Here is a 17,853-nt window from a genome sequence, read left to right on the forward strand (position 1 = left end):
CATTACAATAAAAAGCGGTCATCATGATGAGGCATGCTAAAGGGCGTATCCTGGTGGTCGGTGGGGCGCGCTTTATTGGTTCGTACAAGCTCAAACGTCTGTGCCGAGCGAAATACGTCGTTACCGTGCTGGATAATATTTCCAATGGCCATCGCGACGCGGTGGGCGCTTAGAGCCGGGCGCCATTGCGCAAACCGCTGCCGCTGCCTGCCGCACCACTAAGACAGCAAAGGCCTCGTCAGCCGGTGGAGCTTGCCGGCGTCTACGCGCTGGCCTCTCAGGAATCTAGCTTCACTACCGGTCACGTCTACGGCGCGGGGGGGGGCGGTGGCGGCCACCCCTGAACCCGGTTCGGCCTGCGGGTTGGAGTGGTATATAATTAGGCGCTTAATTATTTCCACCCGCAGGCCGCTCGATGGTTCAAATCCTCTATTCCCACTACACCGACAACCGCGAGTTCGTTAACCGCCGGATCAACACCGATAGTTACGACAAGGCGTGCGAGATCATCGACCAGTACCCCTGGGCGCGCGAGGTGGCGCTGTTCGAAGAGCTGGGCTCGGCCGGCGGCTTCGAATTCTTGCTCGGTGATCGCAAGGGCCCCCACGCGATCTATATGCTCACCCCGATCGAGGCGGAGCGCCGAGGCTCTCTGCATCTCGATGTCGTGGCCAAAACCGGTATGTTCAACCTGCTGGGCCGCCGCTCCATGAGCCGCGACTTTCACATCGTCACCGCCGATACCGCCAAGGAGCACCTTCGGGAGCTTTTTGAGCACTCCGTTGAGTTCATTCATGAGAAACACCGGCCGTTCAAGCGCTGACCCGGCCGCCCTCTTCGTGGGCGATATCACGCAATAGCGTTAAAGGAGAGCACCCGCATGGAGGTTCATGGCGCGATCGTCGGTGAGCGGCTAATCACCCGCCACGAGTATCACTACGCGAAAAAAGTGGTCGCGACGCACCGCTATCTCTTCTGGTTTTTAATGGGGGTGGGCGTACTGCTTTTTTGTTCGGGAGTAGGGCTTGGCGTCGTCATTTATTTGGATGACCCGTGGATGGAGACGGTCGCGTGGCTTCTGATCGTCTTTTTAGTGGTGGGCCAGATGCTGGGCGGGGCCTTTATCTTCTGGCTGGGCTATAAGCGCCGCCTGCGCATCGATCCGCGCGTCGCCATCATTCGCGGCGTTTTGACCGTTCGCAAAAAGCGCGTGCCCAGCAACGCCGGCGGCGTTAACTACGTTAACGAATATTACATCGGCAACGCGCTACTGCACGGCCCACCGGGGTCGTATGACCTTCTCGAGAAGCTGAATGCCCATGTCATCGAGGTTCACGCCCTCTTTCTACGGATGTATCCGCCGCTGAATTTGAGCAAGCGCTATGAAGGGATCGACGAGGCGCTGCTCTTCAATTTGAAAGACCGGGACAACGCGAGCGACCGTATCAACCTCGACGGCGCCTTCGAGAAGTACGGGCGAAAGGTGTTCAAACGCCAGGCCTGGCGTTTCAATCTTCTCAGCCTCCCGCCCATGCTCCTGTGCCTCGGGCTCGCGTTCTATTTCATCGTGAAATTCGAGCTCTTCACGTTCTGGGCGTTCATGGGCGTTTTGGTGGCATCCATCATCGCCGGAGGCTTGATGTACGAATTGCTCGAGGTTCTCTACAAGAAACTGAGAAAGGGGCTGGACCCTGATTACCACAGTTTGACGCCGGAAGAGATTCTCAAGGGCTAGGGTAGAAAGTAAGAGGACATAAGAGACCGTGACTAAAAAGCTAAAAGAGGACGAGGCCGTCATCCACGAGGCAAGCACGGTCGGTGAGCGCGAAATGACGCCTAACGAGCGGTTTCACGTTCGTCAGGTGGCGCTTTACAAGCGTATGGGGCTTCACGTAACGGCCATCGTCGGCGCCGTGTTCGGGCTAATGGGCATCGCGCTTTTAGTGCTCACGCTGGGGCTTTTGATTCGCTTCCAGATCGTGGGCGTTTTGATCGCGGCGGCCACGACGGGGCTTCTGGGGTATGTTTCACGAGGGATGATCCGTGAAGGTACCAAGCGAAGGCTCAAAACGGCGGCTCGAGTGACGATGATCAAAGGCGTGATGGAGCAGGAGGCGGTCGGCTATTCCACCCCCAACGGCAGAACCATCCTGTTTTTCCATAGCATTGGTGACGTCGAGTTCATCAGGCCACTGGATACGGAATACACCTTCGTGCCCTTTGTCGGGAAGCCCTTCGAGGCGCACGTGGTCGAGCTCTCTTTTGAAACGTCCGATGGGACGCCGCTGGCGCTGAAGAAAAAGCGCGAGGCCATCCTGCTCAAGCTCGAAAGCGAGGAGGAGGGCGAGACCAAGGTCGATATCGACGGCGTCTACAAACGATACGGCCGCGGCTATTTCTACCGCTACTTTCTTGCCCACGCGTTGATCGTTGGCCCTTCAATACTATTGAGCCTGGTATTGATGATCGGTTACGCCGACCCGCTCGCCCGGTCTTACGGGCTCGGGTTTTTTACCGTCATGCTGGTCATCATCGTGCCCATTGCCATCGCCTTCGCCATCGGCTCGCTGGCCTACTTCCTCTGCCAGAAGCTGCGCAAACTGATCGATCCCGATTACGTTAAAAGCCACGAAGAGCGGCTAAAGGGGTAGCGTCTCGTTGCGCGTTTGAGACTTGAGTCGCGTGATGAAGTCCTCGATCAGCGGTGAGGTGTTCTCGCGGTGCCAGTTCACGTTGAGCGCCAAGCTCGCGTCGGGCCTGCCGGGCAGCGGCGCCAGCGCGCAAAATACCACGCCGTCCAGGCGTAGTGATCGCGCAATCGAGGCGGGCACCAGCGCCACGCCCAGCCCGCTCGCCACCAGGCCCAGTAGCGTCGTTAGCTGAGCCGCCTCCTGCTGGATATTCGGTGTAAATCCCGCTGCCTGGCACAGCGCCATCAGCTGGTGGTGATAGCCCGGCCCCAGAGCGCGCGGGGTGAAGACGAAGTCGCTTTCGGCAAAATCGCCCAGAGCGACCGGCTCATTGCTGGCCGCGCTCTTCGCGCCGGGGTGGTCGGTGGGCAGCGCCAGCAGGATGGCCTCCGTCAGCACCTGTCGGGTTTCGATGACCGCCGGCAGCGCCAGCTCGCGCATCAGCGCCACGTCGACCTCGCCGGCAACGAGCGCCTCGAGCTGACGCGCCGAGGGCATCTCGCGCAGGTCGAGCTCGACCTCGGGAAGGGCTCGGCGAAACGCGCGCAGCGTCTCGAGGACCGGGGTATAGCCGGCCAGCGATAGCGTGGCGATGGTCAGCCGGCCCGCGACGCCGTCGGCCACGCGGCGCGCGCGGCCGATGCCGGCATCAAGCGTGTCGAGCGTGGCGTAGGCGGTTTCCAGAAAGGCGCGGCCGGCCGGGGTCAGAGCAACACTTCGCCGACTGCGGGTCAGCGCCGCAAACCCCAAACGCGCCTCGAGTTTGGCGATGGCCTGGCTCAAGGCCGGCTGCGCCATATGCAGGCGCGCGGCGGCGCGGTGAAAGTGTAGCTCCTCGGCCACGACGATGAACTGCCTGAGCAGTCGGGTCTCGATCATTGCAGGGCCTCGGCGTCAGGCGAAACGTTCTGATACTTTAAACCAACGCGGGGCAGGCCGGTAATACGTGTTGCCTATCATAGTCGCGCTCGAACAGTATTAGATAAAAATGATTCAACGCGTACCTTGAAAGGCGTTCACCCACGCCATTTCGAGGAGGCGCACCATGTCATTTCAAGACAAGACGGCCATCATCACCGGCGGCGGCCGAGGGCTCGGCTGGGCCTACGCGGCGGCACTCGCCCGCGCCGGGGCAAACGTCGTGATCAGCGACAGCGGCGCCGACCGTGACGGCAGCGGCGCGGATACCGCCATTGCCGATCACGCTGCGGCGGCGCTCACGCGGGAAGGGCATCGCGCCATCGCCCACGGCGGGGCGCTGGAGGAGGAAGCCGAGTGCCAGGCGCTAGTTGAGCGCACCCTGGCCACCTTCAGTGGGTTGGATATCGTCATCCATAACGCCGGCTGGGTCGGCTACCAGCGCATCGAAGACGCCGAGGCGGCGTTTCTCGCGCGTTCGCTTTCGGTCAACGTCTGGGCGCCGAGCTGGCTTGCCAAATACGCCTGGCCCGCGCTCAAAGTGTCCAGGGCCCCGCGCATCGTGTTCACCACGTCTGATCGCGCGATGTACCTGCGCTACGGGCAGAAGGGGCTTGGGGCCTACGCGGCGGGCAAAATGGCTCAGGTAGGCCTCATGAACGCGCTGGCCTTCGAGGGCGCCGAACACGGCATTCGGGCGAACGCCGTTTCGCCGGTGGCCAGAACGCGCATGTGGGGCGAAACCGGCGAGCCTTCGGATCTCAAGCCCGAGTGGGTGACGCCGGGCGTGCTGTATCTGGCAAGCGAGCGGTGCCAGGAGAGCGGCTATATCCTGCGCGCCAGCAACGGCCAGTTCAGCGCGACCCGGTTCGAGGAGAACACGGGAGTGGACTACCCGCGCGACCTGAACCGCGTCAGCGCAGCGAGCCTCGACGAGGTGGCTTGTTGCTGGGCACAGATCAAGCAAGCGCACGCTACCGGTGGCGCTCATGTACCGGGCTGAGGTCAGGCGCTTTGCGTGCGTGCAGGCGGCGCTTGGCGAAAGCCCGGTGTGGGAGGCGCGCACCGCAACGCTCTACTTCGTCGATATCAGCGGCGGCAAGCTTCACGCGCTGGATGCGACAGGCCGCCTCGAAACGCTCTATTCGTCCAGGGCACCCTTGGGCGCGCTGGCGCTTACCGAGTCCGGGAAGCTGCTGCTGGCCGAAGGCGCGCGAGTGGCGCTGTTCGACCCCGGTACGCGGCGCATCGAGCGAACCTCCCGGCCGGTGAGCCTGGCGCCAAGCCGGCGCTTCAACGACGGCGCCTTTGACCCGCGGGGGCGCTTCGTCAGCGGCCTGATGGATGAGCACCATGCAAGCGAAAGCGGCCGGCTCTACCGCTTCGAAAGCGATTTCTCTGCCACACCGCTGTACGAGGGAATGGGGCTTCCGAACGGCCTGGCATGGAGCCGGGATGGCGAGCGCCTTTATTTCGTGGACTCGATCGCACGGCGAATTTTGCAAGCGTCGTACTCACCGGGATTTGGGGCGCTTGACCGCGTGGACACCTTCGTTGATACCTCCGCGCACCCTGGGCGGCCGGACGGGCTGGCCATGGACGAGGAGGGCGGGCTCTGGGTCTGCCAGTTTGGCGGGGCCTGCTTGCTGCGCTTTAACGGCTGTGGTGAACTGACCGACCGGCTTTCGATGCCTGTACTTCGGCCCACCAGCGCCTGCTTTGGCGGTGCCGACATGAGAACGCTCTTCGTGACCTCGGCGCGTTTTGGCATGCGCAATGACGAGCTTGCGCGTTATCCTGCCTCCGGCGACGTTTTCACGGGGCGCCTGCCGGTTGCCGGCCTGCCGCGCTATCGTGGCAGCATAGCGTGAGCGTCGATTTCTACCCCGCTTTCGAAAAGGAGTCGCCCATGTTCACCGGCCTGAGTGCCTTTCCCTTGACGCCCGTAAGCGAACAGGGCGTTCGCGAGGATGAATTCACGCACTTCGTGGCGCGGCTGGCGAGCGCGCGGGTGGATTCCATCGGCGTGCTGGGCTCGACCGGCAACTACATGTACCTGTCTCGCGAGGCGCGCGCCCGGGTCACGCGACTGGCAGTGGACAGTGCCGGTGACGTGCCGGTCGTGGCCGGCATCGGCGCGCTTTCCACCCGCGAGGTGATCCGCTTGGCCGAGGATGCTCAGAAGGCCGGGGCGAGCGGGGTGCTGCTGGCGCCGGTGTCGTATCAAACGCTGACCGAGGAAGAAGCGTTCTGCCACTACAAGGCGGTGTGCGACACCCTCGATGTGCCGCTATGCGTTTACGACAACCCGGGCACCACGCATTTCGCTTTCAGCGACGCGCTGCACGCCCGCATTGCAGCGCTTCCCCGGGTGGCTTCGATCAAGATTCCGCCGGTGCCGCTGGATCGGGACGCGGCCCAAACGCGCATCGAGCGGCTGCGCGCGCTGATTCCCGATGACGTCACCATCGGCATCAGCGGCGACCCGGCGGCGGCCACCGCCCTGGCGGCTGGCTGTGACGGCTGGTACTCGGTGCTGGGCGGACTCTTTCCCGACGCCGCACTCGCGATCACCCGCGCCGCCCAGGCCGGCAACATCGAGGATGCCCGGCGTGTGTCGGCGACCTTCGAGCCGCTCTGGGCGCTGTATCGCGAGCACGGCAGCCTGCGCGTCATCGCCACCGCGGCCGAGGTGCTGGGGCTTGCGAGCGCGCCGTGCCTACCGCTGCCGCTCAAAACGCTGACGGGCGAGGCGCGCCAACGCGTCGAGCGCTTTTGCGACCTCGCGCTGGATCATACGCGCTAGATAATTTGGACGAGCGCTCGATGCCAAACGAGAAAACGCCGGCCGCGGCGGAGAAAAGCGCCGCCACCGCTTGGGTGTGGGACGATACCCGCGCTTTTCTGGCCGTGGCGCGCCACGGAACGCTGAGCGGGGCGGCGGGGGCGCTGGGGCTCGGCATTGCCACGCTCTCCCGGCGCATCGAGCGCCTCGAAAGTTCGCTCGAAGTGGCGCTGTTCATCCGGCTTCAGTCGGGCTACCGGTTGACCGAGGCGGGTACGGCGCTAGTGGAAAACGCTGAGGCGATGGAGGCCGCCGCCGCGGCCATCGCCTTCGGCGCCGGGCAGATGCGTCTACCCACCGGCCGGGTGCGCTTGGCCACGGCGGAAAACCTGGCGACCGAGCTGGTGCTGCCGGCGCTGCCAGAACTGTACCGCCGCTACCCGGGGCTCACCCTCGAGCTTGTCACCGATATCACCACGGTCAACCTGCACCGCCGCGATGCGGATCTGGCGCTGCGCATGGTCAGGCCTACGCGGGGTAACGTGACGCTACGGCGGCTGGGCACGCTGGGCTACGGCGCCTATGCGAGTACCGACTACGCCGCCAGGCGAGAAGCAAGCGCAGACTTCGACGAAGACGCGATCATTGCCTGGAGCGAGGAGTACGCCCATTTGCCGGTGGCCAGGTGGTGCGAAGCCGTGCTGAAAGGCCGCGCGCCGGTATTGACGACGACCTCGGTGGCGACCCAAGTGGCAGCGGCGCAGGCGGGCATCGGGGTGGCGGCGCTGCCGCACCTGGTGGCTCAGCGCGCAGGGCTTGCGTGCCTCTCAATCGATATCGACGTGGCCCAGCCGATCTACCTGGTGAGCCAGACCGATATCGCATCGTCGATGAGAATACGCGCCGTGGCGGATTTTCTGGCAGAGCTCGTCAGCCGCCACCAGGAACGCCTCAGCGGGCGGGGGGCGGCGAGCTAGCCGGGTCTATTCGGTCAGCTCGAGCAAGCGGTCCGGGTAGTTGGTGAACAGGCCGTCGACGCCCCAGTCGAGCAGGCGCTGCATTTCGTTCGCGTCGTTGACCGTGTAGACATGCACCGCCAGGCCGTTCTCCTGGGCCTGATGAACGAACTCTTCCGTGATGACCGGTTCGTCATCAAACAGGTAGTTGGTGCCCAATCCCACGGCGTAATCCGCCACGACCTGGAAGTCCGCGTCGGTAATCTCGTCCGGGCCTGGGGTGACGCCGGTCCACTCCGTCAGATGGCCTTCGTTCTCGTCATCCGGGGAGTACCACACCAGCTGAATCAGCGGGATGTCCGCGTTCAGGTCGTGGATCTTCAAAAGGCTTTCCTGATCGAAGGACTGGATCAGCACGCGGCCGGTCTCGATCATGTCATAGGCTTCCAGCCGGCGCACCAGCCCCTCTTCCACGCCCGGGTTGAGCGCCGGCGACTTGGTTTCCAGGTAGTACCGCGCGTCCTGGCCGAAGCGGTTGAATACCTCTTCCAGCGTCAGGATGTGGGCGCCTTCAAACGCCTCGTTGGCAAGCGCGGGGTTCTCCTCGTTGAACCAGCTGCCGGTATCCAGCTCCTTCAGCTCGGCAAGCGAGTAATCGTTGATATGCCCTTCACCGTTGCTGGTGCGCTCCAGGGTGTCGTCGTGAAAGGCGACCAGCTCGCCGTCAGACGTCATTTGAACGTCCAGCTCCAGGTAGTCCGCGCCCCACGCGTGGGCGAGCTCCAGCGCCGCCATGCTGCTTTCCGGCGCGTGGCCGCTGGCGCCGCGGTGGGCGATCACCTGAAACGACTCGAGATCCTTTAGCTGCTGCTCCAGCGGCGTTTGAGCCTGCACGCAAGAGGCGGCAGCGAAAAGACCTAGAGACAGCGCACCTAGAGAAGGAAGGCGTTGCATGGACACTCCTTTTATTGAACGTTTGATCAATAACCCTACCCCTTTTCCCGGGCGATTCCAAACCGTGGGGTCGCCACCGAACGTGCGTGTCGCGTCTAGGCGCCGGACGAGACCAGCAAGCGCGCCCCGGGGCCTTCTTCGGCCAGGTGGTCGTCCGGGTTGCGCAGCGGGCAGTCGGCGAGAGACAGACAGCCGCAGCCGATGCACCGGTCCATCTGGTTACGCAGCTGCATCAAGCTTTCCATCCGGCGATCGATCTCCTCGCGCCAGGCGGCGGTGATCGCCTGCCAGTCCGCTGCACTCAGCGGGCGATCGGAGGGAATCGAATCCAGGTGCGCCTTGGTCATTGCCAGCGGAATACCGGCTCGCTGGGCGATGCGAATCACCGCGACCCGGCGCAGTACGCTACGCGGGTAGCGGCGCTGATTGCCGCTGGTTCGCCAAGACTGAATTAGCCCCTTGGACTCGTAGAAGTGAAGCGTCGATACGCGCACGCCGCTGCGCTTGGCGACGTCGCCAACGGATAAGTCGGTAGCCATGAGATGTTAAAACCTCGAGTTTAATAAAGGTATGTTGAGCAATGCCTCTTTAATAAGGCAGTTCGGGTCAAAAATAAACCTGTTGACCTCAACTATGGTCGAGGTCTTAGCCTTGTGCCGTGGCTGTCGTCGCCACATTCAATCTGTATGTCTTTCACCCAAAGGAGTGACGGCTGATGAAAGCCTGGTACAAGGAAACCCTTCAAACGCCGCTTGCCTGTGTCGAACGCCCGGATCCCGAATGCCGGCCAGGGGCCGTCGTCGTGGATGTGCGGGCGGTCCACGTGCCCGCCTATCTGATGGCGATGGTCGACAGCACCGATATTCCGCTGCCCGTGCCGCTGGTGCTGGGCGCCGGCGGCGTCGGCGTGGTGCGGGAAAAGGCCGATGACGTCTTCAACGTGGAGGTTGGGGATGTCGTGGCCCTCGACTCGCTGGTGGAGTCCGGTGATATCGACCACCCCGAAGACGTGCTCATGGGGCTGGGCGAGATAGGCGGGCGGGGCGAGGACACCGAGGTAGTGGACGCCATGCGCACGCGGTGGCGAAACGGCACCATGGCGCAAAAGGCGCTGCTGCCGAAAGAAGCCGTCACCCGGCTGCCCGGGGCGGAGCATTTCGATGACCCCGGCCGGCTGGCGTTTCTTACCTGGCTCGGCATCGCCGGGGAGGGTGTCGTGCAGTCCGGCCAACAACCGGGCGACGTCGTGGCCATTCTGGGCGCCACCGGGCAGATGGGCGGCGCGGCGGTGCTGGTCGCTTTGGCCAAAGGCGCTTCGCGGGTAATCGCGCTGGGTCGCAATCAAGCCGCGCTCGAAAAACTGGCCACGCTGGATGCGCGTGTCGTACCCGTCCGTCTGACTGGCGACATCGACCAGGACGCCGCGGCCATCACGGCGGTGGCAGGGGCCCCGCATGTGGTGATCGACACCATGGGAGACGCTTATAGCGCCAATCCGCTGCTGGCCGGTTTTGCGGCGCTCCGGGATAGCGGCACCCTGGTGCTGATGGGCGGCGTGCGCCAGGACATTCCGTTTCCCTATGGCGAGGTACTACGCCGTCGGCTGACGATCCGCGGGTCGCGCATTTACCGATCGGAAACGGTGCTGTCGATCTGGCGCCTGATCGAGGCCGGGCTGATCGATCTGGATAAAGTAGGCATGGTCGAGGTAGGCATCGACGACCCGAAAGCCGCCATCGAAACCGCCACCAAAACGACCGGGCTCAACTTCGTGTCACTGAGACCCTGACGCGCAAGCGGCGCGGCTAGTCGCGTCGCTTGGCCAGTTGCTCGATCAACAGGTTTGCTTCGTTGGGGTGGGTCAAGCGAACGATCTGTATTGAGCGGTACTCAGGATTCAGCGTATCCAGCAGGTAGCGCCGGCGCTGGCGGCGCCAGTAGGTCAGCATCCATAAAAGAATCGAGTCGCGGCTTAGAAAGGTCTTGCGAAAGGTTTCGCGGTTGCCGGTGCCGGGCCAGAGTTCGCGGCGGGTGACGATGCGCATGATCGCCCGCTGTAAGGATTGGCGAAAGGTGCGCCAGAAGCCATAGTCGAGCCAGACGATCATATCCACCTCGCGCCACTTGATCGCGCGGGTGCGGTTGAAGTTGCCGTCCAGCACCCAGCCATCAGGGGCGTCGGCCAGCGCCGCCTCGAGTTTGGGGAAAAACGCATCGTCCGGCGTTTCCTGCCAGTTGGGGCGCCAGAAGAGCTGGTCGAGCGCAATATGAGGGACGTCCAGCGCCTCGGCAAGTCTTTTCGACAGCGTGCTCTTGCCGCTGCCGCTGGTACCCACGACGTTGATTTTCATGGTGCCGGCCTTCAAAACGGCGCGCCAGTCTACGCAGGTGCCTTTAACCTGGCAACCTGGAGGCGCGAGACGCCGGACTATGATTGAATAAGACGTTCTGAATTCAGTCGGCGGCCAGCAGGGTCACCACCCACCGATAAAAAAGGAAATATCCCGTGGATGCACTAACGTGGCTGACCTATGTCGGCGTCATTTTCGCCCTGATCATCTTTCCCGGGCCGGTGGCGCTTCTGTGCACCAGCCACGGGCTGCAGTTCGGCCGCCGCCAGGCAACTGCCACCGTGCTGGGCGGCATTATGGCCTCGCTGGTGCTGATGGTGATCTCGTCATTGGGCCTCGGCGCCGTGCTCGCCACGTCCGAAACCGCCTTTTACGCGCTCAAGATGGTGGGCGGGGCGTATCTGATCTACTTGGGCGTCATGGCCTGGCGCGATACGTCCAGCCCGGCAATGGCAAGCCCGAACGTGGCCGCAGGGCCGAAGGTATCCGCCACAACGCGCTTTCGCCGCGGCTTTACCGTGGGCATCAGCAATCCCAAGGATCTGCTCTTTTTCGCCGCGCTGTTTCCTAACTTCATCGACGTGAGCCAGCCGCAGCTTCTCCAGTTCGTCATCCTGGCGCTGAGCTGGCTGGTGATCGATTTCACCCTGATGTCGACCTACGCGGGCCTGGGCGCCAGCATCAGCCGCTGGTTTCAGACACCGCGGCGCTACAAGCGCTTCAACCGGGCGACCGGGGGGCTGTTCATGGCCGCTGGCGGGACGCTGATCGCCTCGAACCAGTAGCGCTGGGCTCACTCTTTGGCGTGGCATCATTCTCGGTCACTGCACTGCGCGCCTTTATATGCCATTAAAATATAGATGATTGCTTTTTAATTTCTTTTTGTCGTCCTGAGTTTGCACTAAAATGGCGCGCCCGCTGAGCGGGATCGCGAGCCCGATGGGCCGAACAGGCAATTTTCAGGACGTATCATGAGTGACCAAGAGGGCGCGCACTTCAAGCGCAGTATGAGCACGCGGCACCTGGTGATGCTGTCGCTTGGCGGGGTGATCGGTACCGGGCTCTTTCTGAGCTCCGGCTATACGGTGCAGCAGGCGGGCCCGATGGGCGCGGTGCTGGCGTACCTGGTGGGCGGTATCGTCGCTTGGCTTGTGATGATGTGCCTGGGCGAGCTTGCCGTGCACATGCCGGACTCCGGCGCGTTCAGCGCCCACGCCACGCGCTACATCGGCCCCGGCACTGGCTACATGGTCGCCTGGATGTACTGGCTCACCTGGACGGTAGCGCTGGGGTCGGAGTTCACCGCGGCGGCGGTGTTCATGGGGCGCTGGTTTCCCGATATTCCCGGCTGGTACTGGAGTGGGCTTTTTGCCGCCATCGTGTTCGGCGTCAACGCCTTCACCTCGCGCTTTTTCGCCGAATCCGAGTTCTGGCTTTCGCTGATCAAGGTGCTGGCAGTGGTGGCGTTTGTGCTGATCGGCGCCGCGGCGATCATTGGCTTCGTGCCGCTGCAGGACGACACCGGCGCCGCCGTGGCCTCTCCCGGGCTTTCGGCGCTGTGGGGCGAGGGCGCGATGCCGCCAAGCCTTCTGACGATCGGCATGACGCTGCTGGCGGTGATGTTCGCCTTCTCCGGTACCGAGCTGATCGGCATCGCCGCCGGTGAAGCCGAGGACCCGGCGCGCAACGTCCCCAAGGCGATTCGCGCCACGCTCTGGCGGCTGATTCTGTTCTTCGTCGGTACCATGGTGGTGATCGCCGCCCTCCTGCCTCACACCGAGGCCGGGCTCAGCCAAAGCCCGTTCGTCGCGGTCTTCCAGCGCATCGGCGTGCCGGGGGCGGCCGACATCATGAATTTCGTGATCATCACCGCGCTGCTCTCGGCGGCCAACTCCGGGCTCTACGCCTCGGCGCGCATGCTCTGGACCCTCTCGGATCAGGGCACGCTGCCTAAATCGCTTGGCCGGCTCAACAAGCGCGGCATCCCCATGAACGCGCTGCTCTTGAGCATGATCGGCGGCTTCGGGGCGCTGTTCTCGAGCGTTTACGCGCCGGAAACCGTGTATCTGGTGCTGGTGTCGATCTCCGGGCTTGCGGTGGTGATCGTGTGGATGGCGATCGCGCTGAGCCAGTTCAACTTCCGCCGCCAGTATCTGCGCGAAGGCGGCCGGCTCGAGGATCTGGTCTACCGCACGCCGGGCTATCCGTTCGTGCCGTTGATCGCCTTCGGCGCCTGCCTTGCCGCCTGTATCGGCATCGCGTTTGATCCGCAGCAGCGCATCGCACTCTACTTCGGCGTGCCGTTCATCGCGCTCTGCTATCTGATTCACTACCTGCACCGCCGCCAGTCGGCCAAACGTGCCCGCACCGCCAGGGAGACCACCGCATGAGCCAGTACGCCAACCCACTCCAGACTCTGCTTCGCGACGTGCCTTTCATGGTGATCGACGGCGCGCTGGCCACCGAGCTCGAAGCGCTGGGCTGTGATCTCAACGACAGCCTCTGGTCGGCGCGGCTGTTAAACGAGGCGCCGGAGAAGATCCGCCAGGTGCATCAGGCCTACTTCGAGGCCGGCGCCGACTGTGCGATCACCGCAAGCTATCAAGCGACGATTGCCGGCTTCGTACAGGCGGGGCTCTCCGAGCGGGAGGCGCGCGCGCTGATCACGCGCTCGGTGACGCTGGCGTGTGATGCCCGCGACGCCGTCTGGCGGCCGGATAGCGGGCGCCCGAAACCGCTGGTAGCGGCTTCTGTGGGGCCCTATGGCGCGTATCTTGCCGACGGCAGCGAGTATCGCGGCGGCTATGACCTGGACCGTGCAGGGCTTGTCGAGTTTCACCGCGAGCGCTTTGCACTGCTGTTGGAAGCAGGCGCCGACCTGCTGGCGGCGGAAACGCTGCCGTCGCTCGACGAGGCGCTGGCGATCACCGACCTGCTCGCCGAGCACCCCGGGGCGCAGGCGTGGATCACGTTCTCGGCGAAGGATGACGCGCACATCAGCGACGGCACGCCGATTGCCGAGTGCGCCAGGGCCCTGGCAGGGCGCCCGGGCGTGGCGGCCATCGGTATCAATTGCACCGCGCTTGCCCATATCGCGCCGCTGATCGAGGCGATCAAGCAGGCGTGCGACCTGCCGGTACTGGTCTACCCCAACTCCGGCGAACAGTACGACCCGACCACCAAAACCTGGCACTCGGCGGCCTGCGACCACAGCGGCGGGCCCTCCGGGCTCGTTCAGGGCGCGGCGATCTGGCGCGCTGCCGGCGCCGCGGGTATCGGCGGGTGCTGTCGCACCACGCCTGCGGATATCCGAGCGCTGGCCGAGTACCGCCAAACGCTAGCGTGACGCGTCAAGCTCCCGTTCGAGCCACGCTGCCAACTGCTCTCCCGCGCCGGTACGGCGCTCGTCCGGTAGCCACAGGCAGAGGCGGGCGGGGGTGGCGACACTTCCCCAGGGCGCGACCAGCCGCCCGCTTTTAAGATCATCCTTCACCAGCAGCCGGGGCGCGATCGCGACCCCGAGCCCCGCGACCGCGGCCTCCATCAGGTAGTAGAGGTGGTCGAACCCCAGGCTGTGTTCCAGCGCCTTGTTGAGGGCCCTTTCATCGAGCCCCTGGGCGTGGGCCCAGGCCGGCCACGCCTGAGGGCGCGAGGCGGTCGTCAGAAGCGTCTGTTCGAACAGCGACGCCGGTGCATCGGCGTCAAGACGCGCGGCAAGTGCCGGGCTTGCCACCGCGCAGATCTCCTCGGCCATTAGCTCGATCACCTCACCACTCACGGGCCAGGGCGGCTCCAGAAACGCAAGGGTGGCGCTGGCGCTCTGCTGTCCGCCGGGCTGCTCGGTGTCGCTGACCACCACTTGAAGGTTGAGCTCGGGCAGCGCCCGGCGCAGCGGTTCGAGCCGAGGAATCAGCCAGCGCGCCAGAAGGCTGCCGGGGCAGGCCAGAGTAAAGGGCGCGCCCTCCACCTCACGCTTGAGCGATGCGCAACTATCGCGCAGCTGCGCAAAGGCCTCGCCAAGGCCGCGCTGTAGCGTTTCTCCGTGCGGGGTCAGCACCAGGCGACGACCGGATTTGGCGAACAGTGCCGTCTCGAAATGTTCGTCCAGCGTCTTGAGCTGGCGGCTGACCGCGCCGTGGGTCACGCTGAGCTCACCGGCGGCGGCGCTCACGCTGCCAAGCCGGGCGGTGGTTTCAAAGGCACGCAGCGCACTCAGCGGCGGAAGGCTGTTCTGCATGAAGGGATTCTCGATAGTTGATTAAAACTCACAGATAGCCGCTATCTTATCGATTTTTTGTCCCTCGCGTCTCGGATAACGTGAAGACATCAATGAACGCCTTACCAGGCAACGTCTTTCCAGCCCTTCGAGGTCGCGATGAACCAGCCTTTTACTCCTTCGACCGCCTTGCCCGATGGCAACGGCATGTTCGGCCGCTTCGGTGGGCGCTTCGTGGCGGAAACGCTGATGCCGCTGATCAATGAGCTGCGCGATGAATACGCCGCGGCCAAGGCGGACCCCGAATTCCAGCGAAAGCTCGCCTACTTTCAAACCGACTACGTGGGTCGGCCAAGCCCGCTCTATTTTGCCGAGCGGCTCACCGAGCACTTCGGCGGCGCGAAGATCTATCTAAAGCGCGAAGAGCTCAACCACACCGGCGCGCACAAGATCAACAACTGCATCGGTCAGGTACTGCTGGCCAAACAGATGGGCAAGAAGCGCATCATCGCCGAGACCGGCGCGGGCATGCACGGCGTGGCCACGGCCACGGTGGCGGCGCGCTTCGGCCTTGAGTGCGTGATCTACATGGGCACTACCGACATCGAGCGCCAGCAGCCCAACGTGTTCCGCATGAAGCTTTTGGGCGCCAAGGTGGTGCCGGTCACCTCCGGCACCGGTACGCTGAAGGACGCCATGAACGAGGCGCTGCGCGACTGGGTGACCAATATCGACGACACCTTCTACATCATCGGCACCGTGGCTGGCCCCCACCCGTACCCCGCCATGGTGCGCGATTTCCAGGCGGTGATCGGCCATGAAACCCGCCGCCAGATGCAGGAGAAAGAAGGGCGCCTGCCGGATTCGCTCGTCGCCTGCATCGGCGGCGGCTCCAACGCCATGGGGCTTTTCCACCCGTTCCTTGAAGATGCAAGCGTGCAGATGATCGGCGTCGAAGCCGGTGGCAAGGGCGTGGCGACAGGCCAGCACGCGGCGAGCCTGAACGGCGGCACTCCTGGCGTGCTTCACGGCAACCGCACCTTCTTGCTGCAAAGCGAGGATGGCCAGATCATCGACGCCCATTCGATTTCGGCGGGGCTCGACTACCCGGGTATCGGCCCCGAGCACGCCTGGCTTCACGAGCAGGGCCGCGTCGAGTACGTCTCGGCCACCGACGACGAGGCGCTCGAGGCGTTTCAGATCTGCTGTCGCGAAGAGGGCATCATTCCGGCGCTTGAAACCGCCCACGCCCTGGCCGAAGTGGCCAAGCGCGCGCCCACGCTACCCCGCGATCACCTGATGGTCGTCAACTTAAGCGGCCGTGGCGATAAGGACATGATGAGCGTCGCTCACTATCTAGGAGACAAGTTCCAATGAGCCAAGCCAACTCGACTGACGGCATCTCACGTATCGAGCGCTGCTTTGCCGCACTGAAAGCGCAAGACCGCCCGGCGCTGGTCAGCTTCTTGACCGCCGGCGACCCGAACCCGGATACCTCCCAGCGCCTGCTTGATGGCTTGCCGGAAGCGGGGGTGGATATCATCGAACTGGGCATGCCCTTCAGCGACCCGATGGCCGACGGCCCGGCGATCCAGAAAGCGGCCCTGCGCGCCCTGGACGCAGGCCAGACCCAGGCCAAAACCCTTGCCATGGTGAATCGCTTTCGCGAGAAGAACCAGGACACGCCGATCGTGCTGATGGGTTACTACAACCCCATTTACTGCTACGGCGTCGAGCGCTTTCTGGAAGACGCCGCCCGGGCCGGCGTGGATGGCCTGATCGTGGTGGACCTGCCGCCCGAGCACGATGACGAGCTCTGCACGCCTGCCGCCCGCCACGGCATCGACTTCATCCGCCTGGCCACGCCCACCACCGACGCCAAGCGCCTGCCGCAGGTGCTGGCCAACGCCTCCGGGTTTATCTACTACGTCTCGGTGGCCGGGGTAACCGGTGTGGGGGCGGCCACGCCGGACAGCGTCGAGCGCGCAGTCGCCGATCTCAAACGCCATACCCGGCTCCCCATCGGTGTTGGCTTCGGTATCCGCACGCCGGAACAGGCCGCGACTATCGGCCGTTTCAGCGATGCGGTGGTGGTGGGCTCAGCGCTGGTGGACCATATCGAGCAAGCCGCGACACCCGACGAAAGCGTGTCGCGCGTGCACGGTTTGGTCCGCGAGCTGGCCCAGAGCGTGCGGCGCTGCCGTGAAGAGGAGGTGGTTAGCTAGATAACGCCGCCATTGGCGCGGAGCGTCTGGCCGTTGATCCAGCCGCCGGCGGGCGAGGCGAGAAACGCCACCACGCTTGCGATGTCCTCGGGCTCGGCCAGACGTTCCAGCGGCGGCATTTTGGCGAGTTTGTCGATCAACTCGTCGGACTTGCCGTCGAAAAAGAGCTTCGTGGCGGTGGGGCCGGGGGCGACGCTGTTGACGGTGATCTCGCGTCCGCGAAGCTCCTTGCAGAGAATCGCCCCCACGGTTTCCACCGCCGCTTTGGTCGCCGCGTACACGCTGTAGTTCTCGAGCTTCAGGCCCACCACGCTGGTCGACAGGTTGATGATTCGCCCGCCGTTCTGCAGGCGTTTGGCTGCCTCGCGCATGGTGTAGATAGAGCCTTTCAGATTGATATCGATGTGGGCGTCGATCAGCGCATCGTCGCACTCGGCCAGCGGTGCGAGCTTCAGAATCCCGGCACTGTTGACCAGCACGTCGAGCCGGCCGTACTGCGCTTCGATCTCGTCGAAGAGCTGGCGCACCGCGCCCGCATTCGCCACATCCGCCTGAAACGCTTTGGCGCTGCCGCCTTGACCCTCGATCTCCTCGACCACGTTTGCCGCCGCCTCGACGTTACTCGCGTAATTGACCACGACCGCGAAGCCATCCTCGGCAAGCTTCTGGGCAATGCTTGCGCCGATACCGCGCGAGCCGCCGGTGACCAGCGCCACTTTCTGTGCGTTCATGCGTTGTCTCCTCCTGATAGGGCATGT

General features: G+C 64.0%; 20 protein-coding genes. 14 read left to right on the forward strand and 6 right to left on the reverse strand.

Features of this window, described 5'->3' with window-relative positions; all coding sequences use genetic code 11:
• The first annotated feature begins 23 nt into the window (after positions 1–23).
• The 4 genes from MQW23_RS07045 (at position 24) to MQW23_RS07060 (ending at position 2,651) form a co-directional block, all read left to right on the forward strand.
• Positions 24–173, forward strand: coding sequence for an NAD-dependent epimerase/dehydratase family protein (locus MQW23_RS07045; RefSeq protein ID WP_252107153.1), 150 nt, complete (start codon positions 24–26; stop codon positions 171–173).
• A gap of 242 nt (positions 174–415) precedes the next feature.
• Positions 416–823: a hypothetical protein gene (locus MQW23_RS07050; protein WP_252107154.1), complete on the forward strand. Its 408-nt coding sequence runs from the start codon at positions 416–418 to the stop codon at positions 821–823.
• A gap of 57 nt (positions 824–880) precedes the next feature.
• Positions 881–1,735, forward strand: a complete 855-nt coding sequence (locus tag MQW23_RS07055) for a hypothetical protein (RefSeq protein WP_252107155.1) — start codon at positions 881–883, stop codon at positions 1,733–1,735.
• 28 nt (positions 1,736–1,763) lie between these two features.
• A complete protein-coding gene (locus MQW23_RS07060; RefSeq protein WP_252107156.1) occupies positions 1,764–2,651 on the forward strand; it encodes a hypothetical protein in 888 nt (295 codons plus the stop codon).
• Here the strand turns inward: MQW23_RS07060 and MQW23_RS07065 are convergent.
• Positions 2,640–3,569, reverse strand: a complete 930-nt coding sequence (locus tag MQW23_RS07065; protein ID WP_252107157.1) for a LysR family transcriptional regulator — start codon at positions 3,567–3,569, stop codon at positions 2,640–2,642. The genes MQW23_RS07060 and MQW23_RS07065 overlap by 12 nt on opposite strands.
• A 166-nt stretch (positions 3,570–3,735) precedes the next feature.
• Between MQW23_RS07065 and MQW23_RS07070 the strand changes: the two genes are divergently transcribed.
• From MQW23_RS07070 to MQW23_RS07085, 4 genes are read left to right on the forward strand one after another with little or no spacing between them, the layout of a single operon-like run.
• Positions 3,736–4,611 carry an SDR family NAD(P)-dependent oxidoreductase gene (locus MQW23_RS07070; RefSeq protein WP_252107158.1) on the forward strand — a complete coding sequence of 292 codons (876 nt, stop codon included), beginning with the start codon at positions 3,736–3,738 and terminating at the stop codon, positions 4,609–4,611.
• The gene (locus MQW23_RS07075) at positions 4,598–5,479 is read left to right on the forward strand and encodes an SMP-30/gluconolactonase/LRE family protein (RefSeq protein ID WP_252107159.1); all 882 of its coding nucleotides are present in this window, start codon (positions 4,598–4,600) and stop codon (positions 5,477–5,479) included. Before MQW23_RS07070 ends, MQW23_RS07075 begins: the two co-directional genes overlap by 14 nt.
• A 38-nt stretch (positions 5,480–5,517) precedes the next feature.
• Positions 5,518–6,414, forward strand: coding sequence for a dihydrodipicolinate synthase family protein (locus tag MQW23_RS07080; protein WP_252107160.1), 897 nt, complete (start codon positions 5,518–5,520; stop codon positions 6,412–6,414).
• A 20-nt stretch (positions 6,415–6,434) separates the two neighbouring features.
• Complete coding sequence (locus tag MQW23_RS07085; RefSeq protein ID WP_252107161.1) at positions 6,435–7,370, forward strand: LysR family transcriptional regulator; 936 nt, start codon at positions 6,435–6,437, stop codon at positions 7,368–7,370.
• A 6-nt stretch (positions 7,371–7,376) separates the two neighbouring features.
• On the opposite strand, the gene MQW23_RS07090 is transcribed toward MQW23_RS07085, so the two are convergent.
• Together MQW23_RS07090 and soxR are read right to left on the reverse strand one after the other, a co-directional pair.
• Positions 7,377–8,303, reverse strand: coding sequence for a glycerophosphodiester phosphodiesterase (locus tag MQW23_RS07090; RefSeq protein ID WP_252107162.1), 927 nt, complete (start codon positions 8,301–8,303; stop codon positions 7,377–7,379).
• 95 nt (positions 8,304–8,398) lie between these two features.
• Positions 8,399–8,842 (reverse strand): redox-sensitive transcriptional activator SoxR, encoded by a 444-nt coding sequence (gene soxR / locus MQW23_RS07095; RefSeq protein ID WP_252107163.1) that lies wholly within the window; start codon positions 8,840–8,842, stop codon positions 8,399–8,401.
• A gap of 176 nt (positions 8,843–9,018) precedes the next feature.
• On the opposite strand from soxR, the gene MQW23_RS07100 reads away from it, so the two are divergent.
• Positions 9,019–10,092 (forward strand): zinc-binding dehydrogenase, encoded by a 1,074-nt coding sequence (locus MQW23_RS07100; protein ID WP_252107164.1) that lies wholly within the window; start codon positions 9,019–9,021, stop codon positions 10,090–10,092.
• Positions 10,093–10,108: 16 nt separating this feature from the next.
• On the opposite strand, the gene MQW23_RS07105 is transcribed toward MQW23_RS07100, so the two are convergent.
• Complete coding sequence (locus MQW23_RS07105) at positions 10,109–10,654, reverse strand: P-loop NTPase family protein (RefSeq protein WP_252107165.1); 546 nt, start codon at positions 10,652–10,654, stop codon at positions 10,109–10,111.
• 155 nt (positions 10,655–10,809) lie between these two features.
• Here MQW23_RS07105 and MQW23_RS07110 point away from each other — a divergent pair, with 155 nt between their 5' ends.
• From MQW23_RS07110 to mmuM, 3 genes are all read left to right on the forward strand, one after another.
• On the forward strand, positions 10,810–11,439 hold the full coding sequence (locus tag MQW23_RS07110) for a LysE family translocator (RefSeq protein ID WP_252107166.1): 630 nt from the start codon (positions 10,810–10,812) through the stop codon (positions 11,437–11,439).
• Between the two features lie 186 nt (positions 11,440–11,625).
• Positions 11,626–13,044 (forward strand): amino acid permease, encoded by a 1,419-nt coding sequence (locus MQW23_RS07115; protein ID WP_252107167.1) that lies wholly within the window; start codon positions 11,626–11,628, stop codon positions 13,042–13,044.
• Positions 13,041–14,000 (forward strand): homocysteine S-methyltransferase, encoded by a 960-nt coding sequence (mmuM, locus tag MQW23_RS07120; RefSeq protein ID WP_252107168.1) that lies wholly within the window; start codon positions 13,041–13,043, stop codon positions 13,998–14,000. The genes MQW23_RS07115 and mmuM overlap by 4 nt, the downstream gene beginning before the upstream one ends.
• Here the strand turns inward: mmuM and MQW23_RS07125 are convergent.
• The gene (locus MQW23_RS07125; RefSeq protein ID WP_252107169.1) at positions 13,992–14,891 is read right to left on the reverse strand and encodes a LysR family transcriptional regulator; all 900 of its coding nucleotides are present in this window, start codon (positions 14,889–14,891) and stop codon (positions 13,992–13,994) included. The two genes, mmuM and MQW23_RS07125, sit on opposite strands and share 9 nt — an antisense overlap.
• A gap of 138 nt (positions 14,892–15,029) precedes the next feature.
• Between MQW23_RS07125 and trpB the strand changes: the two genes are divergently transcribed.
• Positions 15,030–16,247 carry a tryptophan synthase subunit beta gene (gene trpB, locus MQW23_RS07130; RefSeq protein ID WP_252107170.1) on the forward strand — a complete coding sequence of 406 codons (1,218 nt, stop codon included), beginning with the start codon at positions 15,030–15,032 and terminating at the stop codon, positions 16,245–16,247.
• Positions 16,244–17,095, forward strand: coding sequence for a tryptophan synthase subunit alpha (gene trpA, locus MQW23_RS07135; RefSeq protein ID WP_252107171.1), 852 nt, complete (start codon positions 16,244–16,246; stop codon positions 17,093–17,095). The genes trpB and trpA overlap by 4 nt, the downstream gene beginning before the upstream one ends.
• Here trpA and MQW23_RS07140 read toward each other — a convergent pair.
• The gene (locus MQW23_RS07140) at positions 17,092–17,826 is read right to left on the reverse strand and encodes an SDR family oxidoreductase (RefSeq protein ID WP_252107172.1); all 735 of its coding nucleotides are present in this window, start codon (positions 17,824–17,826) and stop codon (positions 17,092–17,094) included. The genes trpA and MQW23_RS07140 overlap by 4 nt on opposite strands.
• Between the last annotated feature and the right edge of the window lie 27 nt (positions 17,827–17,853).

This window comes from Halomonas sp. S3-1-1 (assembly GCF_023757625.1).
Lineage (GTDB): Bacteria > Pseudomonadota > Gammaproteobacteria > Pseudomonadales > Halomonadaceae > Vreelandella.

Coding starts and splice junctions, on each gene's coding strand:
- MQW23_RS07045 (WP_252107153.1), top strand. CDS start 24: ATGATGAGGCATGCTAAAGGGCGTATCCTGGTGGTCGGTGGGGCGCGC.
- MQW23_RS07050 (WP_252107154.1), top strand. CDS start 416: ATGGTTCAAATCCTCTATTCCCACTACACCGACAACCGCGAGTTCGTT.
- MQW23_RS07055 (WP_252107155.1), top strand. CDS start 881: ATGGAGGTTCATGGCGCGATCGTCGGTGAGCGGCTAATCACCCGCCAC.
- MQW23_RS07065 (WP_252107157.1), bottom strand. CDS start 3,569: ATGATCGAGACCCGACTGCTCAGGCAGTTCATCGTCGTGGCCGAGGAG.
- MQW23_RS07070 (WP_252107158.1), top strand. CDS start 3,736: ATGTCATTTCAAGACAAGACGGCCATCATCACCGGCGGCGGCCGAGGG.
- MQW23_RS07075 (WP_252107159.1), top strand. CDS start 4,598: ATGTACCGGGCTGAGGTCAGGCGCTTTGCGTGCGTGCAGGCGGCGCTT.
- MQW23_RS07080 (WP_252107160.1), top strand. CDS start 5,518: ATGTTCACCGGCCTGAGTGCCTTTCCCTTGACGCCCGTAAGCGAACAG.
- MQW23_RS07085 (WP_252107161.1), top strand. CDS start 6,435: ATGCCAAACGAGAAAACGCCGGCCGCGGCGGAGAAAAGCGCCGCCACC.
- MQW23_RS07090 (WP_252107162.1), bottom strand. CDS start 8,303: ATGCAACGCCTTCCTTCTCTAGGTGCGCTGTCTCTAGGTCTTTTCGCT.
- soxR (WP_252107163.1), bottom strand. CDS start 8,842: ATGGCTACCGACTTATCCGTTGGCGACGTCGCCAAGCGCAGCGGCGTG.
- MQW23_RS07100 (WP_252107164.1), top strand. CDS start 9,019: ATGAAAGCCTGGTACAAGGAAACCCTTCAAACGCCGCTTGCCTGTGTC.
- MQW23_RS07105 (WP_252107165.1), bottom strand. CDS start 10,654: ATGAAAATCAACGTCGTGGGTACCAGCGGCAGCGGCAAGAGCACGCTG.
- MQW23_RS07115 (WP_252107167.1), top strand. CDS start 11,626: ATGAGTGACCAAGAGGGCGCGCACTTCAAGCGCAGTATGAGCACGCGG.
- mmuM (WP_252107168.1), top strand. CDS start 13,041: ATGAGCCAGTACGCCAACCCACTCCAGACTCTGCTTCGCGACGTGCCT.
- MQW23_RS07125 (WP_252107169.1), bottom strand. CDS start 14,891: ATGCAGAACAGCCTTCCGCCGCTGAGTGCGCTGCGTGCCTTTGAAACC.
- trpB (WP_252107170.1), top strand. CDS start 15,030: ATGAACCAGCCTTTTACTCCTTCGACCGCCTTGCCCGATGGCAACGGC.
- trpA (WP_252107171.1), top strand. CDS start 16,244: ATGAGCCAAGCCAACTCGACTGACGGCATCTCACGTATCGAGCGCTGC.
- MQW23_RS07140 (WP_252107172.1), bottom strand. CDS start 17,826: ATGAACGCACAGAAAGTGGCGCTGGTCACCGGCGGCTCGCGCGGTATC.